The organism is Xanthomonas sp. NCPPB 1325, from assembly GCF_041477645.2.
GTDB classification, from domain to species: Bacteria; Pseudomonadota; Gammaproteobacteria; order Xanthomonadales; family Xanthomonadaceae; genus Xanthomonas; species Xanthomonas cannabis.
In genome coordinates this window covers 1,965,947-1,984,097 of the sequence record NZ_CM192985.1, presented here as the reverse complement: position 1 = coordinate 1,984,097, position 18,151 = coordinate 1,965,947, and the positions used below count along the sequence as shown (strand labels likewise).

The window sequence follows — 18,151 nt, the reverse complement described above, 5'->3', positions numbered from 1 at the left end:
TTGTCATGAGTGCTTCTGTTGTCTTGCAACCCGGCCACGTGACGCTGGCGCAGTGGCGTGCGCTGTATCGCGGCGCCGAGGTGAGGATGGACGACGCCTGCGCGGCCGCGGTGCTGCGCAGCGCACAGACGGTGGAGGCCATCGTCGCGCGTGGCGAGCCGGTCTACGGCGTCAACACCGGCTTCGGCAAGCTGGCCAGCGTGCGCATCGAGCGCGACGACCTGCAGACCCTGCAGCGCAATATCGTGCTGTCGCATGCGGCCGGCGTCGGCGAGCCCACGCCGGTGCCGGTGGTGCGGCTGATGATGGCGCTCAAGCTCACCAGCCTGGCGCAGGGTGCGTCCGGCGTGCAACCCGGCACGCTGGCGTTGCTGGACGCGATGCTGCATGCGGGCATCACTCCGGTGGTGCCGTGCCAGGGGTCGGTCGGGGCGTCCGGCGATCTGGCGCCGCTGTCGCATCTGGCCGCAGTGATGATCGGCGTTGGCGAAGCCTTCGTCGGCGGGCAACGGTTACCTGCTGCCGACGCGCTTGCACACGCGCAACTGCAACCGCGCGTGCTTGGCGCAAAGGAAGGCCTGGCGCTGCTCAACGGTACGCAATTCTCCACCGCCTGCGCGCTGGCCGGCCTGTTCGAGATCGAAACCGTGTTGCAGGCCGCGCTGGTGACCGGCGCGCTGTCGGTGGAAGCGGCCAAGGGCTCGGATACGCCGTTCGATGCGCGTATCCATGCATTGCGCGGGCAGCCGGGGCAGATCGCGACCGCCGCGGCGTTGCGCGCACTGATGGCCGATTCGGCGATCCGCGAATCGCACCGGCTCGGCGATGTGCGCGTGCAGGACCCGTATTGCCTGCGCTGCCAGCCGCAGGTGATGGGGGCAGCGCTGGACATCATGCGGCAGGCCGCGCGCACGCTGGAAATCGAAGCCAACGGCGTGTCCGATAATCCGTTGGTGTTCAGCGATACCGGCGAGGCACTGTCGGGCGGCAACTTCCATGCCGAGCCGGTGGCCTTTGCCGCCGACATGCTGGCGATGGCCGTGTGCGAGATCGGCTCGATCAGCGAACGCCGCACCGCGATGCTGGTCGATCCGGCCTTGTCCGGTCTGCCGGCGTTTCTCACCCCGCGCCCGGGTTTGAACTCCGGCTTCATGATTCCGCAGGTCACCGCCGCGGCCCTGGTGTCGGAGAACAAGCAGCGCGCCTACCCGGCCAGCGTGGATTCGATTCCAACCTCCGCCAACCAGGAAGATCATGTGTCGATGGCCGCGCACGGTGCGCGCCGTCTGCTGGCCATGGCGGATAACGCCGCGCACGTGATCGGCATCGAGCTGCTGGCGGCGGTGCAAGGCTGCGACTTCCATGCGCCGCTGCGCTCCAGTGACGCACTGGAAGCGGCACGCGCATTGCTGCGGGCGCAGGTGCCCACGTTGCAGGACGATCGCTACTTCCACCCGGACATGCTGGCCGCCAGCGCACTGGTGCGGTCGGGCGCCCTGGCCGAGGCGGTGGCGATTGCGTTGCCGGGTGTGGAGCCGCAGGCATGATGCGACGCGTTGCAGCTCGCCTGTGCAACATTCCGGTGCCATGCGATGCAGCCGCGCGCGCATGCGCAGGATCTGCGGGCACTGCGTTTGCCTGCTGCGTCCAGCGCGAAGCCGGCCTGTACGCCCCTGATTGCTGCCACCGGCCGCACTCGCTCGCCGCTGCGCGCGACACCGGAGCGCAACGATGAGTGCCCTGCCCGACTGGCTGGAGATCCACCGCGGCAACGCCCCCTTGCTGATCAGTTTCCCGCACACCGGAACCGAGTTACCCGATCTGGTTGCCGACCAGTTCGCCTCGCCGTGGCTGGCGCGCCGCGATGCAGACTGGTGGGTGCATCAGCTCTACGATTTTGCGCAGTCGCTGGGCGCCACCACGGTGCGCACCACGATCAGCCGCTCGGTGATCGACGTCAATCGCGACCCCAGCGGCGTTTCGTTGTATCCGGGCCAGAACACCACCGGCCTGTGTCCGCTGACCACCTTCGACAATCAACCGCTCTATGCCCAAGGCCAGGCGCCGGATCAGGCACAGATCGATCTGCGCCGCACCCGCTGGTTCGACCCGTACCACGCCGCGCTGGCCGACGAGATAGCGCGCCTGCGCCAGCGGCACGCAAGCATCGTGGTGTACGACGCGCATTCGATTCGCTCCTTCATCCCGCACCTGTTCGATGGCGAACTGCCGCAGTTCAACATCGGCAGCAACGACGACCGCAGCTGCGACCCGGCGCTGGCCGACGCGGTGGAGCAACTGTGCCGCAGCAGCGGCTCCAGTACGATACGCAACGGGCGTTTCAAGGGCGGCTGGATCACCCGCCATTACGGGCAACCCGACCAAGGCGTGCACGCCCTGCAGATGGAGCTGGCCTGCCGCGGCTACATGCGCGAACCCGACACCATCACCCCGGACAACTGGCCCACTCCGTGGCAGCCGGTGCATGCCGCTGCCCTGCGCGCGGTGTTGCGGCACGTGCTGCTGGCCTGTCTGGCATTCGCCAACGCACCCCGAACCGACACCACGCCGCACGCGGCCCACCGTTGATTGCAAGGAACCCGGCATGACCCGTCACGATGCTACCCGCGTCATCCGCGCTGCCACCGGCACCACGCTCACCGCCAGGAGCTGGCTCACCGAAGCGCCGCTGCGCATGCTGATGAACAACCTGGACCCGGACGTGGCCGAGCGCCCGCAGGAACTGGTGGTATACGGCGGCATCGGCCGCGCCGCGCGCGACTGGGAATCCTTCGATGCGATCGTGGCTGCGCTCACGCGACTGGAAGATGATCAAACCCTGCTGGTGCAATCGGGCAAACCGGTCGGCGTGTTCCGCACCCACGCCGATGCGCCGCGCGTGCTGATCGCCAACTCCAATCTGGTACCGCGCTGGGCCAATTGGGACCACTTCAACGCGCTGGATCAAAAAGGCCTGGCGATGTACGGGCAGATGACCGCCGGCAGCTGGATCTACATCGGCGCGCAGGGCATCGTGCAAGGCACCTACGAAACCTTCGTGGAAATGGGCCGCCAGCACTACGGCGGCAGCCTGGCCGGCAAGTGGCTGTTCACCGGCGGGCTGGGCGGCATGGGCGGCGCGCAACCGCTGGCTGCGGTGATGGCCGGCGCGTCCTGCCTGGCCGTGGAATGCCGCCGGTCCAGCATCGACATGCGCCTGCGCACCGGTTACCTGGACACCTGGACCGACTCGCTGGACGAAGCGCTGCGCCTGATCGAGCAATCGTGCACCGCGAAGACGCCGCTGTCGGTCGGCCTGCTCGGCAATGTCGCCGACGTCCTGGACGAACTGCTGCTGCGCGGGATCAAGCCGGACCTGCTGACCGACCAGACCTCCGCACACGACCCGGTCAACGGCTACCTGCCGCAAGGCTGGAGCGTGGAAGCGTGGGACGCGAAGCGCGTGAGCGCACCGAAGGAGGTGGAAGCCGCCGCACGCGAGACGATGGCCAACCACATCCGCGCCATGCTCACCTTCCACGCGCTCGGTGTGCCCACCGTGGACTACGGCAACAACCTGCGCCAGATGGCGCTGGAACAAGGGGTCGACGATGCATTCGACTTCCCCGGCTTCGTCCCCGCCTACATCCGCCCGCTGTTCTGTCGCGGCATCGGCCCGTTCCGCTGGGTCGCGCTGTCCGGCGACCCGGAAGACATCGCCAGGACCGATGCCAAGGTCAAGGAACTCATCCCCGACGATGCGCACCTGCATCGCTGGCTGGACATGGCGGCCGACAAGATCGCCTTCCAGGGCTTGCCCGCGCGCATCTGCTGGGTCGGGCTGGGCGACCGCCATCGGCTGGGCCTGGCCTTCAATGCGATGGTGCGCAGTGGCGAGCTCAAGGCGCCGGTGGTGATCGGCCGCGACCATCTGGATTCGGGCAGCGTGGCCTCGCCCAACCGCGAAACCGAAGCGATGGCCGACGGCTCCGATGCCGTGTCCGACTGGCCCTTGCTCAATGCCCTGCTCAACACTGCCAGCGGCGCCACCTGGGTGTCGCTGCACCATGGCGGCGGCGTTGGCATGGGCTTTTCGCAGCATGCCGGCATGGTCATTGTCTGCGACGGCAGCGAGTCCGCCGACAAGCGCCTGGAGCGCGTGCTCTGGAACGACCCCGCTACCGGCGTGATGCGGCACGCCGACGCCGGTTATGCGATTGCCCGGGATTGCGCAGACGCAAAGGGACTGGATTTGCCCGGGATTACGGGCAAAAGAGGTCAATGAGATCTGCGATCGTTCGATAGCCACTGATTGCGTCAGCGGCCGGGCATGGAGCCGCCGCCCTTGCCGCAGCGGAGCTTAGGGCCGCTCCGGCGTCGAGTGCCCCTCGCCCCCCGCGGGCGGGGCTGGACGCGCTCCGCATGGGCAACGCCGACCTCACGCCTGGCCACCGCATCACACTCCCGGCGATTGCCCTCAAGAACGCCGCTGCCTGGCCGACAAGGTATGCAACGTTTCGAGGAATCTCCATGGGCATCTTGATCTACCTGGTGCCTGCATTCGCACTCTGGGCCCTGATCGCCACGGCACTGGCATTCGTCCGCGGCCGCCAGCTGCGCGCCGAGTCCGGCCAGCTTGCCAGCACCCAGGACAGCCTTGGCCGCTACCAGGCGGCGCTGTCTCAGCTGAAGGCGCGTGCGGCAGCCAGCGCACTGGAGCTGGAGTCGCTGCAGCGCAGCTACGCTGTGCTCAAGCAATCGCTGGACCAGCAGGAGCAGAATGCAGCCGAGCAGCAGGACGCCGCGGCCACCGAGGTGATCCCGATGGTGATGGTGCAGCGGCTGGATATCGCCAACGAGATCGGCACCCTGTTTGCGCATGTCGCCCGCGTGGCACGCAGCCTGCGTCGCTACAGCGCGTACAGCCGCGGTCACAGCGCGCCGGAGCCGAGCACCGCGCGCTACGACCTGCACTGGCTGGCGGACTGCCTGCACAGCTTCGATCAGATCGGCCACGCGCTTGTACGCGGCAATGTGGCGGCCTTGATCACCGCCTGCCAGGATCTGCTGTCGATGTACGACCATTATTTGAAGGACGGCTCCGGCTACAACAGCCGTGACACCTTCCAGCGCCTGAGCAGCGATGTACCGCTCTCCGAGGCCACCGATGCCATCCGCTCCATCATCGTCAAGGCGACGCTGGCGCAGGATATGCGCGATGCGGTGCGGGACGATGCGGTGGCGGCGAACGTTGGGTGAATCGGGAATCGGGAATCGGGAATCGGGAATCGGGAATCGGGAATCGGGAATCGGGAATCGGGAATCGGGAATCGTAAGAGCGTACGGCCTGATGCATTCCGATGTGGCGTTACGCCTATTGCCGAGGAAGCGTACCGTGCGAATTAACAGTGAATCGAAAATCGCAGGAGCGTACTGCCTGATGCATCGCTAATGTGGCGTTGCGCCTCTCCACGAGGATGGCGTATCGAGCGAATCAAGCGTTTTAGCCCCCGTGATTTTCTGCAAGAAAGCGCACCGCTTGCGGTGCGCTTTCTTCGTTTCATGCTTCGGCACTCTGGAGCAGCCGACGAGTGATGCAGACGAGCGTGGTTGCGGGCGGCCGTGCGCCTGGTCGCGCCATATATGCATCGGCGCATTCCGATTTCAGACACCGGCCGCGCGGCTCGGCAGCCACGCAGCCGTGTCATCGCCGGCTTTACCTGCGGTCTTCGATCGCCCCCAGCATCATGGCGCCTGCTGCGGTAGCGCGTAGGCCACCAACGCATCGCCTGCCGGGGTCTCCATGAATTGATGCCCGCCGGCCATGATGACCAGATATTCGCGGCCACCGTATTCGTACACCATCGGGTTGGCCTGGCCGCCGGCTGGCAACTTGGCATGCCACAGCTCCTTGCCGGTGACCAGATCGATGGCGCGGATCAGGTCGTCGGTGGCGGCGGCGATGAAGATCAAACCACCGGCCGTCACTACCGCACCACCGTTGTTGGGCGTGCCGATCTCGATCGGCAACCCGGAGCGGATGCCGAATGGGCCATTGCCGCGTGCGCTGCCGAACGGGCGGTCCCACAGCGTCTTGCCGCTGGCCAGATCGATGGCGCGGATGCCGCCGTACGGCGGTTCCTTGCACAGCAATTTGGTGAACGGCAGCCGCCAGCCGGCATTGACGTTGATCGCATACGGCGTACCCGCCTGCGGATCGCCCGCGCCTTCTGCGCCACCGGCATCGCCACGTACCTCGTCGCGCGGTGCCCAGCCCAGTTTGTCGGCCTTGGCGCGCGGCACCAGCAGGTTGTAATTGGGCATGTCGTTGTAGTTGGCCACGATCACGCCGCGCCGCGGATCGACCGCCACGCTGCCCCAATCCGAACCGCCGTTATAGCCGGGGTATTCGATCGAATGGCGCTCCGCTTCCGGCGGCGTGTAGATGCCCTTGTAGCTGGCGGTGCGGAACTGGATGCGACAAACCAGCTGGTCGATCGGGGTCATGCCCCACATGTCGCGCTCGGTCAGATCCGGCTTGCGCAGCGTGTGATACAGCGAGAACGGCTGGGTCTTGGCGCGCATCTGCGGCTCCACGCCGCCGCCCGGCACCGCATGTTCTTCCACGCCCACCAGCGGCTTGCCGGTGCGCCGGTCCAGCACATACAACTCGCCCTGCTTGCTCGGCAGCAAGACCGCCGGCACGTTGACGCCGTCCTTGGGGAAATCGATCAGGCTTGGCTGCGAGCCAAGGTCGTAATCCCAGGCATCGATGTGGGTGGTCTGGAAATTCCACACCGGCTTGCCGGTGGTCACATCCAGCGCCACCAGCGAGGTCGCGTAGCGATTCTCCTGCGGCGTGCGCGAGCTGCTCCAGTAATCTGCGGTGGAATTGCCCATCGGCAGGTACACATAGCCCAGCTGCTCATCGGCGGCCGCCGTGGTCCACATGTTCGGCGTGCCGCGCGTCCAGCTCTGGCCCGGCGGCGGTGCACCGTTCCAGTCCGGATGCGTCATGTCCCAGGCCCAACGCAACTTGCCGGTCACTGCATCGAACCCTTCGATCACACCGGAAGGCTCGAAACGCTTCTGCCCGTCGAGCACCTGATGGCCGGTGACCACCACACCACGCACGATGGCCGGTGGCGAATTGATCGACACATAGCCCGGCGGCGTCTGCCCCATGCCGACGGTGATATCGACCTGACCATTGCTGCCGAAGTCCGGGCATGGCGTACCGCTGCGTGCATCCAGTGCGATCAAGCGGCCGTCCAGCGTGCCTTCGATCACCCGCGTGCGGCACAGCGCTGCCGGCGACGTTGCCGTTGCGTCTGCAGTGTTGGCGGCTGCCGGCACTTCGTAATACGAAACGCCGCGGCAGGCCGCGGTGTATGGAATCGCCTCGTCCTTGACCTTGGGATCGTAGCGCCAGCGCTGCTTGCCGCTGGCGGCATCCAGCGCGATCACCTGGTTGCGCGCGGTGCACAGGTACAGGCTGTCGCCCACCTTCAGCGGCGTGGTCTCCGCGCCCCAACGCTTGCTCGGCAGATCGCCGGTATGGAATACCCACGCCTGCTGCAACTGCGCCACATTGTCGCGATTGATCTGCTGCAGCGGCGAGTAACGTTGCCCGGCCTGGCTACGTCCGTAGGCAGCCCAGTCGCCGTCGGCAGGTGCGTTCGCCGGCTGTGCGCCAGATGCCGCACCCGGGGCGGATGCAGTGCGACTGAGCAGACCACCCACCGTGCCGGCCGCCTGCGCTAGCGCGCCATCGGCTTCGGTGACGCCGTGCGGCACGAAGGCCAGCACGAAGGCGACCACGAACACTGCCGCCAACGCGCCCGCTACGCTGCGCGAGACCGCGCGCGACACCGGGCGTTGCAATTTCGGGAGTAGCAGCGCAAGCACGAATGCCAGGCCAACGATCAAACCCAGGCGCGGCACCCAGCGCCAGTAATCGCTGCCCGATTCCCACCATGTCCACAGCAGCGAACCCACCACCACCGCAGCAAACCACCATGCGCCCGCATTGCGGCCCCGCACCAGCAAGACGCCGGCAATCACCATTGCCGCACCGGCCGGCAGGTAATACCAGGAGCCACCCAGCGCGGCCAACCACACGCCACCGGCCAGCAGTACTGCGCCCAGCACGGCAATCACACCTCCCAATATCGCCAGCGCCCAATGGCAGCGACCGGAAGGACGATCCAGAATCGTCATCAGTTGTTCCTCTTCGACTCAGCGGCAACGCAACGCCGCCGCACCGCCGACCACCTTCGGCCCGCGCGGGTGAAAGTGCCGCCTTTTTTGCGGCAATCGGTCGAGGACACTGCGTTGCAGATGTCATGGCCTGCAACAATGACGGGCATAAAAAAACGCCGGCTTCCGCCGGCGTTTTCGGTGAGCTGCAGCAATGCCGCTGCACGATCAACCGATCATTCTTCGGTTGCCGGCGGCACTACGGTGGCCTGCGCGGCCACCTCTTCCACCACATCGTCCACTTCATCCATCGATGCATCCAGGCGTTCGACCGCCTGCAGCTTTTCGCCCTTGGACAGCCGGATCAGCGTCACGCCCTGGGTGTTGCGGCCCACGCGCGAGATTTCCGAACCGCGTGTGCGCACCAGCGTGCCGCCATCGGAAATCAGCAACACTTCGTCGGTGGCGCCCAGCAGCACTGCACGCACCAGCTTGCCGTTGCGCTCGGTGGTCTGGATGCCGATCACGCCCTGGGTGCCACGCCCCTTGCGCGGATATTCGGCCAGCGGGGTGCGCTTGCCGTAGCCGTTCTCGGTGGCGGTCAGGATGTAGGCCACGTTGCCGTCGTCGGCGACCTCGATCACGGCAGGCTCGCCGCCATCGGTGGCTTCCACCACGTCATCGACCTCGTCGCCTTCGATCTCCTCTTCGACACCGCCGGCACGCTCGGCCACGATCAGGCTGACCACTTCCTCGCCCTTGGTCAGGCGGATACCGCGCACACCGGTGGCGGTACGGCCCATCGAACGCACGGTGGATTCGCCAAAGCGCACGGTCTTGCCGTTGGAGGCGAACAGCAACACGTCGCGGTCGCCATCGGTCAACGCCACGCCCACCAGCGCATCGCCTTCGTCCAGATTGATCGCGATCTTGCCGCGCGCCAGACGGAAGGCGAATTCGCTCAGCGGCGTCTTCTTGACCGTACCGTTGCGGGTGGCGAAGAACACATAGCGGTTGTCAGCGTATTCGCGCACCGGCAGCACCGCCTGCACGCGCTCGCCGGATTCCAGCGGAATCCAGTTGATGATCGGGCGGCCACGCGCATTGGAGCCGGCTTCCGGCAGCTGATGCACCGGCAGCCAGAACACCTTGCCGCTGCTGGTGAAGGTCAGCAGCGTGTCGTGCGTGTTGACCAGCCACAGCTGGTCGATGAAATCTTCTTCCTTGGTCGCGGCGGCAGACCGGCCACGGCCGCCACGGCGCTGCGCACGATAGGCGCTCACCGGCTGGCGCTTGGCATAGCCGGCATGCGACAACGTCACCACCACGTCTTCCGGCGCGATCAGATCCAGGATGTCCAGATCTTCTTCGCTGTGACGGATTTCGGTGCGGCGTTCGTCGCCGTATTCTTCGCGGATATTGATCAGCTCGTCGCGGATCACCTGCAGCAGCACGTCCGGATTTTCCAGGATGCGGATCAGGCCTTCGATGACGCCGAGCAACTGCTTGTACTCGTCGGTCAGCTTTTCCTGTTCCAGGCCGGTCAGGCGATGCAGACGCATTTCCAGGATCTGCGACGCCTGCACTTCGCTGAGCTGGTAAAAGCCCTTGATCAGGCCCACGCCCGGCGGCAGATCTTCCGGCTTGGACGCCTCGGCACCGGCCGCACCCAGCAGTGCGCCGACCAGACCCGGTTGCCAGGTCTTGGCCAGCATGCGCTCGCGCGCTTCCTGCGGGTTGGCCGAGGTCTTGATCAACTCGATCATTTCATCGATGTTGGCCAATGCAACGGTCAGGCCTTCCAGCACGTGCGCACGCGCACGCGCCTTGCGCAGCTCAAAGATGGTGCGGCGGGTGACGACCTCGCGGCGGTGGCGGATGAACGCCTCCAGCATCTGCTTGAGGTTCATCAACTGCGGGCGGCCGTCGATCAGCGCCACCATGTTGATGCCGAACACCGACTCCATCTGGGTCTGCTGATACAGGTTGTTGAGCACAACCTCGGCCGAATCGCCGCGCTTGATCTCGATGTAGATGCGCATGCCGTCCTTGTCGGACTCATCGCGCAGCTCGCTGATGCCTTCGAGCTTCTTTTCCTTGACCAGCTCGGCGATCTTCTCGATCAGCCGCGCCTTGTTCACCTGGTACGGGATCTCGGTGACGACGATCGCCTCGCGGCCGTTGTCGGCCACTTCCACATCGGCCTTGGCACGGATGCGCACGCGGCCACGGCCGGTGCGATAACCGGCGGCAATGCCGGCGGTGCCGTTGATGATGCCGGCGGTGGGGAAATCCGGGCCCGGGATGTATTCCATCAGGCCTTCGACATCCAGCTCCGGGGTGTCGATCAGCGCGATGCAGGCGTTGATCGCCTCGGTCAGGTTATGCGGCGGGATGTTGGTGGCCATGCCCACAGCGATACCGGCCGAACCGTTGACCAGCAGGCTCGGGAACCGGGTCGGCATGACCGTCGGTTCCAGTTCCTTTTCGTCGTAATTGGGCTGGAAATCGACGGTTTCCTTGTCGATGTCCGCCATCAGCTCATGCGCCAGCCGCGACATGCGCGACTCGGTGTAACGCATCGCCGCCGCGGAGTCGCCGTCGACCGAACCGAAGTTACCCTGGCCGTCCACCATCATGTAGCGCAGCGAGAACGGCTGCGCCATGCGCACCAGCGTGTCGTACACCGACTGGTCGCCGTGCGGGTGGTACTTACCGATGACGTCGCCGACGATACGCGCCGACTTGAAGTAGGCCTTGTTGCTGTGGGCGCCCAGCTCGTGCATCGCGAACAACACGCGACGGTGCACAGGCTTGAGGCCATCACGGGCATCGGGGAGTGCGCGGCCCACGATCACGCTCATCGCGTAATCGAGATAGCTCTTGCGCATCTCGTCTTCCAGATTGACCTGGATGATTTCCTTGGCGGTTTCTGCCATTCGGGTTCCGTAAGTGAGGTGGCGGGCGAGCCGGAAAGCCGCGTCGGGGGCGCCTTACCCACAGGCTGCCGACCCCACGCTCCCGCCGATCGATTCAAGCCCCGGATTGTACCACGAAGGGGCAGCCCGATGCCTCCGGTTTACCAGCCAGAAACAAGCACTTGCAGGACTTTGCCGGACGTTTGCAGCGCGGGTGCGCCGCGCCGGGTTCAGGCGCCGAAGGCTGCCTGCATCCGCGCCAGGTCCGGCTGCACGATCACCCCGCGCTCGGTGACGATGGCATCGATCAGACTGCCGGGGGTGACGTCGAATACCGGGTTCCAGGCATGGATGCCGTCGGCCACCGTACGCACCCCGCCCACACCGAACAATTCGCCTGGATCGCGCTGTTCGATCTCGATCTGGTCGCCACTGGCGGTGGCCATGTCCACGGTCGACGACGGCGCCACCACCATGAACTTGACGCCGTGGTGGCGCGCGGCAATGGCCAGCTGATAGGTGCCGATCTTGTTGGCGGTATCGCCATTGGCGCAGATGCGATCGGCGCCGACGATCACCCACTGCACCAGGCCGGACTTCATCAGATGCGAGGCCGCCGAATCGGCGATGAGGGTGGCGTCGATGCCGTCCTGCTGCAGCTCCCACACGGTCAGGCGCGCGCCCTGCAGCCAGGGCCGGGTTTCGCCGGCAAACACCTTGGCGATGCGCTGCTGCGCCATGCCGGCGCGAATCACGCCCAGCGCCGTGCCGAAACCGGCAGTGGCCAGCGAGCCGGTATTGCAGTGGGTCAGCACGCCGCTGCTGGGGGCGATCAGGTCGGCGCCGAGCGCACCCATATGGCGGTTGGCCGCCAGATCCTCATCTGCGATTGCCTGCGCCTCGCGCGCGATCACCTCGCGCCAGTCCGCGCCCGCCGCGCCCAACACCCGACGCATGCGCATCAGCGCCCAGGCCAGGTTGACTGCGGTCGGGCGTGCGGCATTGAGCCGCAGCAGCGCCGGTTCGAGCTTCTGCAGCGCGGCGCTGCCGTCATCGGCGTCGATGTCGCGCGCGGCCAGCACCACGCCCCACCCGGCCGCAATGCCGATCGCCGGCGCACCGCGCACGGCCAGCGAATGGATCGCTTCGGCCACCGCGTCGCTGGTGTCGCAACGCACATGCTCCACCACGAAGGGCAGCTTGCGTTGGTCGAGCAATTCCAGGGCATCGCCGGTCCACAGTAGCGGCCGGATGTGGTCGTAGCGGGCGTAATCGATATGGGCGCTGTCGTTCATGCGTCCATTGTAAGGCGCAGGGGCGGTGCAGTCAGTGGGCCTTCAATGCTCAGCTCACAGTCCTCAAGCAGCAGCAAACACCTGGTTGGCCGGGAGCGCGGTGCCCTCACCAGACAGTTGGCTGGTGCCTTTATTGAAGAACGAGAACACCGCATAACGCGGTTTGCTGGTCGCTTGTTGAAAACGTTGCGCACCGACCATCTCGACCGGTCCTTGCCCGCCCACCGTCGCGGGACCTTGAGCGGCATGGATGCCGCGCCAGAGCCTTCAGGGACGGATTCACGGCGTGTCCCGCGATGGTGGGCGGGCAAGGGCCCTGCAGAAAACGCAAAGACGTCGAGGGCGCGGTGCCCTCACCGCTCGCGGGACACGCCGTCAACCCGTCCATGGGGCTCGGTGGCGGCATCCATGCCGCCAACGGTCCCGCAATCGGCGAGGACACCACGCCAGACAGTGGCTGGTGGTTTTGTCGAAGAGCAAAGGTCACGCATCGCCACCTTGTGAGTCGCTGTTGATATCCATGCGGACCGACCATCAGGACTGGTCCTTGCCCGCCCACCATCGCGGGACCCTTGGCGGCATGGATGCCGCCAAGGAGCTATATGGACGTACTTGCGGCGTGTCCCGCGATGGTGGGCGGGCAAGGGCCCTGCAGCAAAGGTGCAGATGATCCGCTCTGCGCCTGGTCTGTCCGTAGCGAGCCATGACGTACTTGCAGCGTATCCCGCGACGGTCGGCGTACAAGGGCCCGGCAGCCAGACCACAGGGCAGCCGCCGCGTGGCGAAGACCTAAATCCTCCAGCCAGCACTAGACCGATACGTAGTCGCGCAGCAGTCCTGATAACCGCTCAGTCGACGATGAACTCGGCGCGGCAACCGTCGTTCACCCAGACACCGTCGCGGCTCCAGCCCCAGGTCTGGCCTTCCACGCAGGGCGTCCTGGACATCTGCCGCCCCAGTCGTACCGCACGCTCCACTGACACCCCGCAGGTGCGGCGCGCGCTCTTCTTGGATTCGCAGGTGACCATGCGCGGCACCGTCACGAAGCCGGAGCCGTCTTCGGCACCCACTTCGAACTCGCCATCGCACCCACGCGACACCCAGATCTCGTTACGGCGAACGCCCCAGGTGCGGCCTTCCTTGCACGGCCACATCGAACGCTGCCGCAGCAGCCGCACCGGCGCGCCACGCAACACCACCGGGCACGCCACCTTGCCGCCATTGGAATCGCAGCGCACCACACGGCGCATCACCGTTGCGGTCTGCACGCGGGACGACGCGAATTCGGCGCGGCAGCCCTGTTCGACCCACACGCCATCGTCTTCGACGTCCCATTCGCTGCCGCGGATACAGCTGGTCTCGGAGAGCTGGCGCACCAGCTGAACGCCATTGGCGATGTTCATCGCGCAATGCACGCGTGCCATGTCCTTGGACTCGCAGCGCACCACACCAGCCGCACGCTCGGAGGCGCGCGCATCGGCGAGCATCAGCAGCGGCAGGCACCACAAACCGCATAAGCTGATCAGCCACTTCATGCCAACAATCCTCACCCCGAAACGATCTACGTCGCGCCCCCGTGGACGTGAAGATGAGAGCATCATCGATGTGAAGATAGCAATACGGCGCAGGTGACAGCGGCATGGCAGCGCGGTGCACGCGCACTGTCGCGCGATACGCGTGGAGCGGTGTCGTTGACGGATCCGCCACGTCTGTCATGCCCTACGCCGGCCTGGTGCGCAGCAAGCTGCAGCGGAGCACCTGCGTTCGGGAGCGCCTTGGCGGTCTAGCGCGATGCCCGCCGCGCCGAGGCTCAGGCGCGCGAACTCGAACGTCAGCACGTCGGCGATCTGCGTGGTGCGATCCAGCGCGACGCCGGCCGCCCCCGTCCTCAGGCACGCGCGAACTCGAAGGCCAGCACGTCGGCGATCTGCGCGGTGCCGCGCAAGGCCATCAACAAACGGTCCACGCCCACCGCCACTCCCGCGCAGTCCGGCAGCTGCGACAAGACTGCAAGCAGCTCCTCGTCCAGCGGCAGCTGCGGCAAACCGCGCGCCGCGCGCCGCGCGTTGTCGCGCAGGAAACGCACGCGTTGCTCCTGCGGGTCGTTCAACTCGTGGTAGCCGTTGGCGACCTCGTAGGCGCCAAGATACAGCTCGAACCGTTCGGCCACCGGCGGGTTGTCGTGGCGGATCCGGGCCAGCGCGCACTGGCTGGCCGGCCAGTCGTGCACCACGGTGAGCGTGTCGCCGGAAAACCCCGGCTGCAGGCGATGGGTCATCAGCAGGTCCAGCCAGTCATCGCGCGTGAGCCCCTGCGGGTCGATGGCGATGTCCTGCAGCGGCGCACGCAACGCCTGTTCCGGCGCCAGCAGCGGGTCGATGCCCAGCCGCTGCACGAACAGCTCGCGGTAGCTGAGCACCTGCACCGCAGCCGCGCGCCCGACCAGCGCAAGCGCCCGCTGCACCAGCGCGATGGCTTCCTGCGCCAGCGCGCGGTCGTCCCAGCCCACCCGGTACCACTCGAGCATGCTGAATTCCGGGTTGTGCCGGCCGCCGGCTTCGCCATTGCGAAACACACGCCCCAGCTCGTAGCAATCGCCCAGGCCGGCGGCAAGCAGGCGCTTGAGCGGGTATTCCGGCGAGGTGCGCAACCAGCGCACGGGCGGGCCGGCATCCACGTGCCCGCTGAAGCGGGTACTGAAACTCTCGATGTTCGGCTCGGTATTGCCGGCCTGCGAGAGCACCGGCGTTTCCACTTCCAGCACGCCGCGCTCGGCAAAAAACGCACGAATCGCCGCGTTGAGCTGCGCGCGCAGTTGCAGCGCAGCCAGATCCAGTTGCGCTGCCGTCACGGCTGCTGCCCGTGTTCGCCCAGGAAGGCCAGCAGCCGTGCTTCGTCCCAGATCTCCACGCCCAGCGATTGCGCCTTGTCGAGCTTGGAACCGGCCTCCTCGCCGGCGACCAAAAACGCAGTCTTCTTGGAGACGCTGCCGGCGACCTTGGCGCCCAATGCTTCGAGGCGTTGCTTGGCGGCATCGCGCGTCAACGCGGCCAGGGTGCCGGTGATCACCACCGTCTGGCCGTCGAGTGGACCGGCCTGCACGGCCTCGGCCTCCGGCAGCCGCGTCAGCACCGTTTCCATCGCCTGTTGCGCCGCGCTTGCCAACGCGGCGTTTTCCGGGCGATCCAGCCATTGCAGCAACGCGGCGACCACCGGCGCCGGCACGCCGGCCTGCTGCAAGGCGTCGGCGCCCGCAGTGCGCAGCGCATCGAACGACGGCACCGCGGCAGCAAGCTGCTGCGCACGCACCGGGGTCACCTTGGGGATGTCCATGTCTTCCAGCACGCTGGCAAAACTCAACGCCTCGCGCAGCCTGGGCGATGGCGGATGGCTATCGCCGATACGCACGCCACGCTGCAGCAGATCGTCGATGGCCTGCTGATTGCCGGGCTGGTCGAGGAAGTGCCCGAGCGAACGCGCCACTTCGCCACCGATATCCGGCACGCGCTTGAACAACGGCCACGGCAGATGGCGGATCAGTTCCAGATCGCCAAACCAGGCCGACAAGGCCTTGGCCGTGCTCTCGCCTACATGCTCGATGCCCAGCGCGAACAGGAAGCGCTCCAGCGTGGTGTCGCGCGATGTTTCGATCGCCTCGATCAGGTTCTCGGCCCACTTGGTGGCGATCTTCCTGCGGTTCCATTCGAAGCGCGGCAGGCCTGCGCGCAGCAGATCGGCCTGCCAGGTCTGCGGCACCTCGCGCTCCCCGGCCAAATCCACGCCGATGCCGACCACACGGGTTTCCAGCTGCGCATACGCACCGCTGGCCAGATGCTCGCGCGCCTCGCGCAGGAACGCATGCGGGCTCTCGGCGTTGCTGATCAGGCGTAGTTGCAGCAACTGATCCACGGTGAGCAGATACAGATCGGCCACGCCCTGCACCAGCCCGCTGTCGACCAGCACCTCGATGAATTTTTCGCCGAGGCCATCGACATCCATTGCACGACGCGAAACGAAATGCCGGAACGCTTCCTTGCGCTGCGCCGGGCAGGTCAACTCACCCGAGCAACGCCACACCGCCTGGCCCTCCTCGCGCACGATCTCCGAACCGCACACCGGGCACTGCGTGGGCATGCGCCATTCCTGCGTGCCGGCCGGTCGCTGGTCGGCGACCACACCGGCCACTTCGGGAATCACATCGCCGGCACGGCGCACGATGACCGTGTCGCCCACGCGCACATCCAGCCGCGCGATCTGGTCGGCGTTGTGCAAGGTCGCATTGGTGACCACGACGCCGGCCACGTGTACCGGCTTCAGACGTGCCACCGGCGTGGCCGCACCAGTGCGGCCGATCTGGATCTCGATCGCCTCCACCGTAGTGGATTGCTCCTGCGCCGGGAACTTGTGCGCAATCGCCCAACGCGGCGCGCGCGAGACAAAGCCCATCTCGCGTTGCCCGGCCAGATCGTCGAGCTTGTAGACCACGCCGTCGATATCGAATGGCAATCCATCGCGCGCCTCGCCAATGCGCTGGTAGTATGCCAACAGGCCCTCACTGCCCTGCACCACCTCGACCAGCTGACTGACCGGAAAGCCCCAGTCGCGCAACTGCGCCAGGATGGCCGAATGCGTCTGCGGCAATGCGCCTTCGCTCACCTCGCCGACGCCGTAGGCAAAGAAACTCAGCGGGCGCTGTGCCGTGATGCGCGCGTCCAGCTGGCGCAACGAACCGGCCGCGCCGTTGCGCGGATTGGCCAGCACCTTGCCGCCCTGCGCTCGCATCTGCGCGTTGTAGGCCTCGAAGGCAGCGCGCGGCATGTAGACCTCACCGCGTACCTCCAGCACCTGCGGCCAGCCCTCACCGCGCAGGCGCAGCGGAATCGCCTTGACCGTGCGCAGGTTGGTGCTGACATCCTCGCCGGTGGCGCCATCGCCGCGGGTGGCACCCTGCACGAACTCGCCGTTTTCGTAGCGCAGGCTGATCGCCAGGCCATCCAGCTTGGGCTCGGCCGAGAAGACCGGTTGCTTGATCTCCAGGCGCTCGCTGATACGCCGCACGAACTCGCGCACTTCCTCGTCGCTGAAGGCATTGCCCAGCGACAACATCGGCAAGGCATGCCGTACCTCGGCAAAGCGCGAGGCGGCCAGATAGCCAACCCGCTGCGTTGGCGAATCGGCACTGGCCAACGACGGGTGCTCGGCTTCCAGCGCTTCCAGCTCCCGCATCAGACGGTCGTAGTCGACGTCGGCCAGCTGCGGCTCGTCGAGCACGTGATAGCGGTAGTTGGCATCGTCGATGCGGCGACGCAAGGCAGCGATGCGCTGAGCGGGATCCGGGCTGGCAGTCATGGTCGCGGGGCTGGCTCTGGGACGCCCATTCTAACGGGCCGTGCCGATGCCAAGCGTTGGCGCAAGCGCCTTCGGTCGCGCAGATTGATCGATGGATGAAGTCGTTGGCATTGGCGGCGTCGGCCGCGGTGGCCATGCGTAAACCGCACCTTGCCAGGGTGCGGGCAGCGGAGCGAAGCAGGTGCTACAGCCACTGCCCGGAGCCCGCTGGAAGCGAGCCCGGCAGTTACCTGACCTGTGTACGCAAACGCGGGAAACACCACCGTCGCTGCCACCTGACTGCAGCGCGCGCGCCTGCGCGACCGGCCCTGCGGGTATTTCCCGATAGGCAGACACGCCCAAACCGGCTAGCGTGGCGCCCTCTCTGCCCGCCGCCTCTGGAGTTCACCC

11 protein-coding genes are annotated in these 18,151 nt (G+C 66.5%); 4 read left to right on the top strand and 7 right to left on the bottom strand.

Annotation, left to right across the window (positions count from 1 at the left end):
- Positions 1-5 precede the first annotated feature (5 nt).
- From hutH to ACCQ10_RS08335, 4 genes are all read left to right on the top strand, one after another.
- A complete protein-coding gene (gene hutH, locus ACCQ10_RS08350) occupies positions 6-1,547 on the top strand; it encodes a histidine ammonia-lyase (RefSeq protein ID WP_372362748.1) in 1,542 nt (513 codons plus the stop codon).
- Positions 1,548-1,731: 184 nt separating this feature from the next.
- Complete coding sequence (hutG, locus tag ACCQ10_RS08345; protein ID WP_372362747.1) at positions 1,732-2,589, top strand: N-formylglutamate deformylase; 858 nt, start codon at positions 1,732-1,734, stop codon at positions 2,587-2,589.
- A 16-nt stretch (positions 2,590-2,605) separates the two neighbouring features.
- Positions 2,606-4,285, top strand: a complete 1,680-nt coding sequence (gene hutU / locus ACCQ10_RS08340) for a urocanate hydratase (protein ID WP_372362746.1) — start codon at positions 2,606-2,608, stop codon at positions 4,283-4,285.
- A 245-nt stretch (positions 4,286-4,530) separates the two neighbouring features.
- Complete coding sequence (locus tag ACCQ10_RS08335) at positions 4,531-5,259, top strand: hypothetical protein (RefSeq protein WP_228888754.1); 729 nt, start codon at positions 4,531-4,533, stop codon at positions 5,257-5,259.
- 486 nt (positions 5,260-5,745) lie between these two features.
- On the opposite strand, the gene ACCQ10_RS08330 is transcribed toward ACCQ10_RS08335, so the two are convergent.
- The 7 genes from ACCQ10_RS08330 to ligA form a co-directional block, all read right to left on the bottom strand.
- A complete protein-coding gene (locus ACCQ10_RS08330; RefSeq protein WP_372362745.1) occupies positions 5,746-8,220 on the bottom strand; it encodes a membrane-bound PQQ-dependent dehydrogenase, glucose/quinate/shikimate family in 2,475 nt (824 codons plus the stop codon).
- 215 nt (positions 8,221-8,435) lie between these two features.
- Positions 8,436-11,138 (bottom strand): DNA gyrase subunit A, encoded by a 2,703-nt coding sequence (gene gyrA / locus ACCQ10_RS08325; protein WP_372362744.1) that lies wholly within the window; start codon positions 11,136-11,138, stop codon positions 8,436-8,438.
- Between the two features lie 209 nt (positions 11,139-11,347).
- Positions 11,348-12,412: an S-methyl-5-thioribose-1-phosphate isomerase gene (mtnA, locus tag ACCQ10_RS08320; RefSeq protein WP_372362743.1), complete on the bottom strand. Its 1,065-nt coding sequence runs from the start codon at positions 12,410-12,412 to the stop codon at positions 11,348-11,350.
- 63 nt (positions 12,413-12,475) lie between these two features.
- A complete protein-coding gene (locus tag ACCQ10_RS08315; protein ID WP_372362742.1) occupies positions 12,476-12,613 on the bottom strand; it encodes a hypothetical protein in 138 nt (45 codons plus the stop codon).
- Positions 12,614-13,260: 647 nt separating this feature from the next.
- Positions 13,261-13,947, bottom strand: a complete 687-nt coding sequence (locus ACCQ10_RS08310) for a DUF3011 domain-containing protein (RefSeq protein ID WP_039411479.1) — start codon at positions 13,945-13,947, stop codon at positions 13,261-13,263.
- A 353-nt stretch (positions 13,948-14,300) separates the two neighbouring features.
- Positions 14,301-15,263 (bottom strand): EF-P lysine aminoacylase EpmA, encoded by a 963-nt coding sequence (gene epmA / locus ACCQ10_RS08305; protein ID WP_372362741.1) that lies wholly within the window; start codon positions 15,261-15,263, stop codon positions 14,301-14,303.
- Positions 15,260-17,761, bottom strand: a complete 2,502-nt coding sequence (ligA, locus tag ACCQ10_RS08300; protein ID WP_372362740.1) for an NAD-dependent DNA ligase LigA — start codon at positions 17,759-17,761, stop codon at positions 15,260-15,262. The genes epmA and ligA overlap by 4 nt, the downstream gene beginning before the upstream one ends.
- Positions 17,762-18,151: the final 390 nt, after the last annotated feature.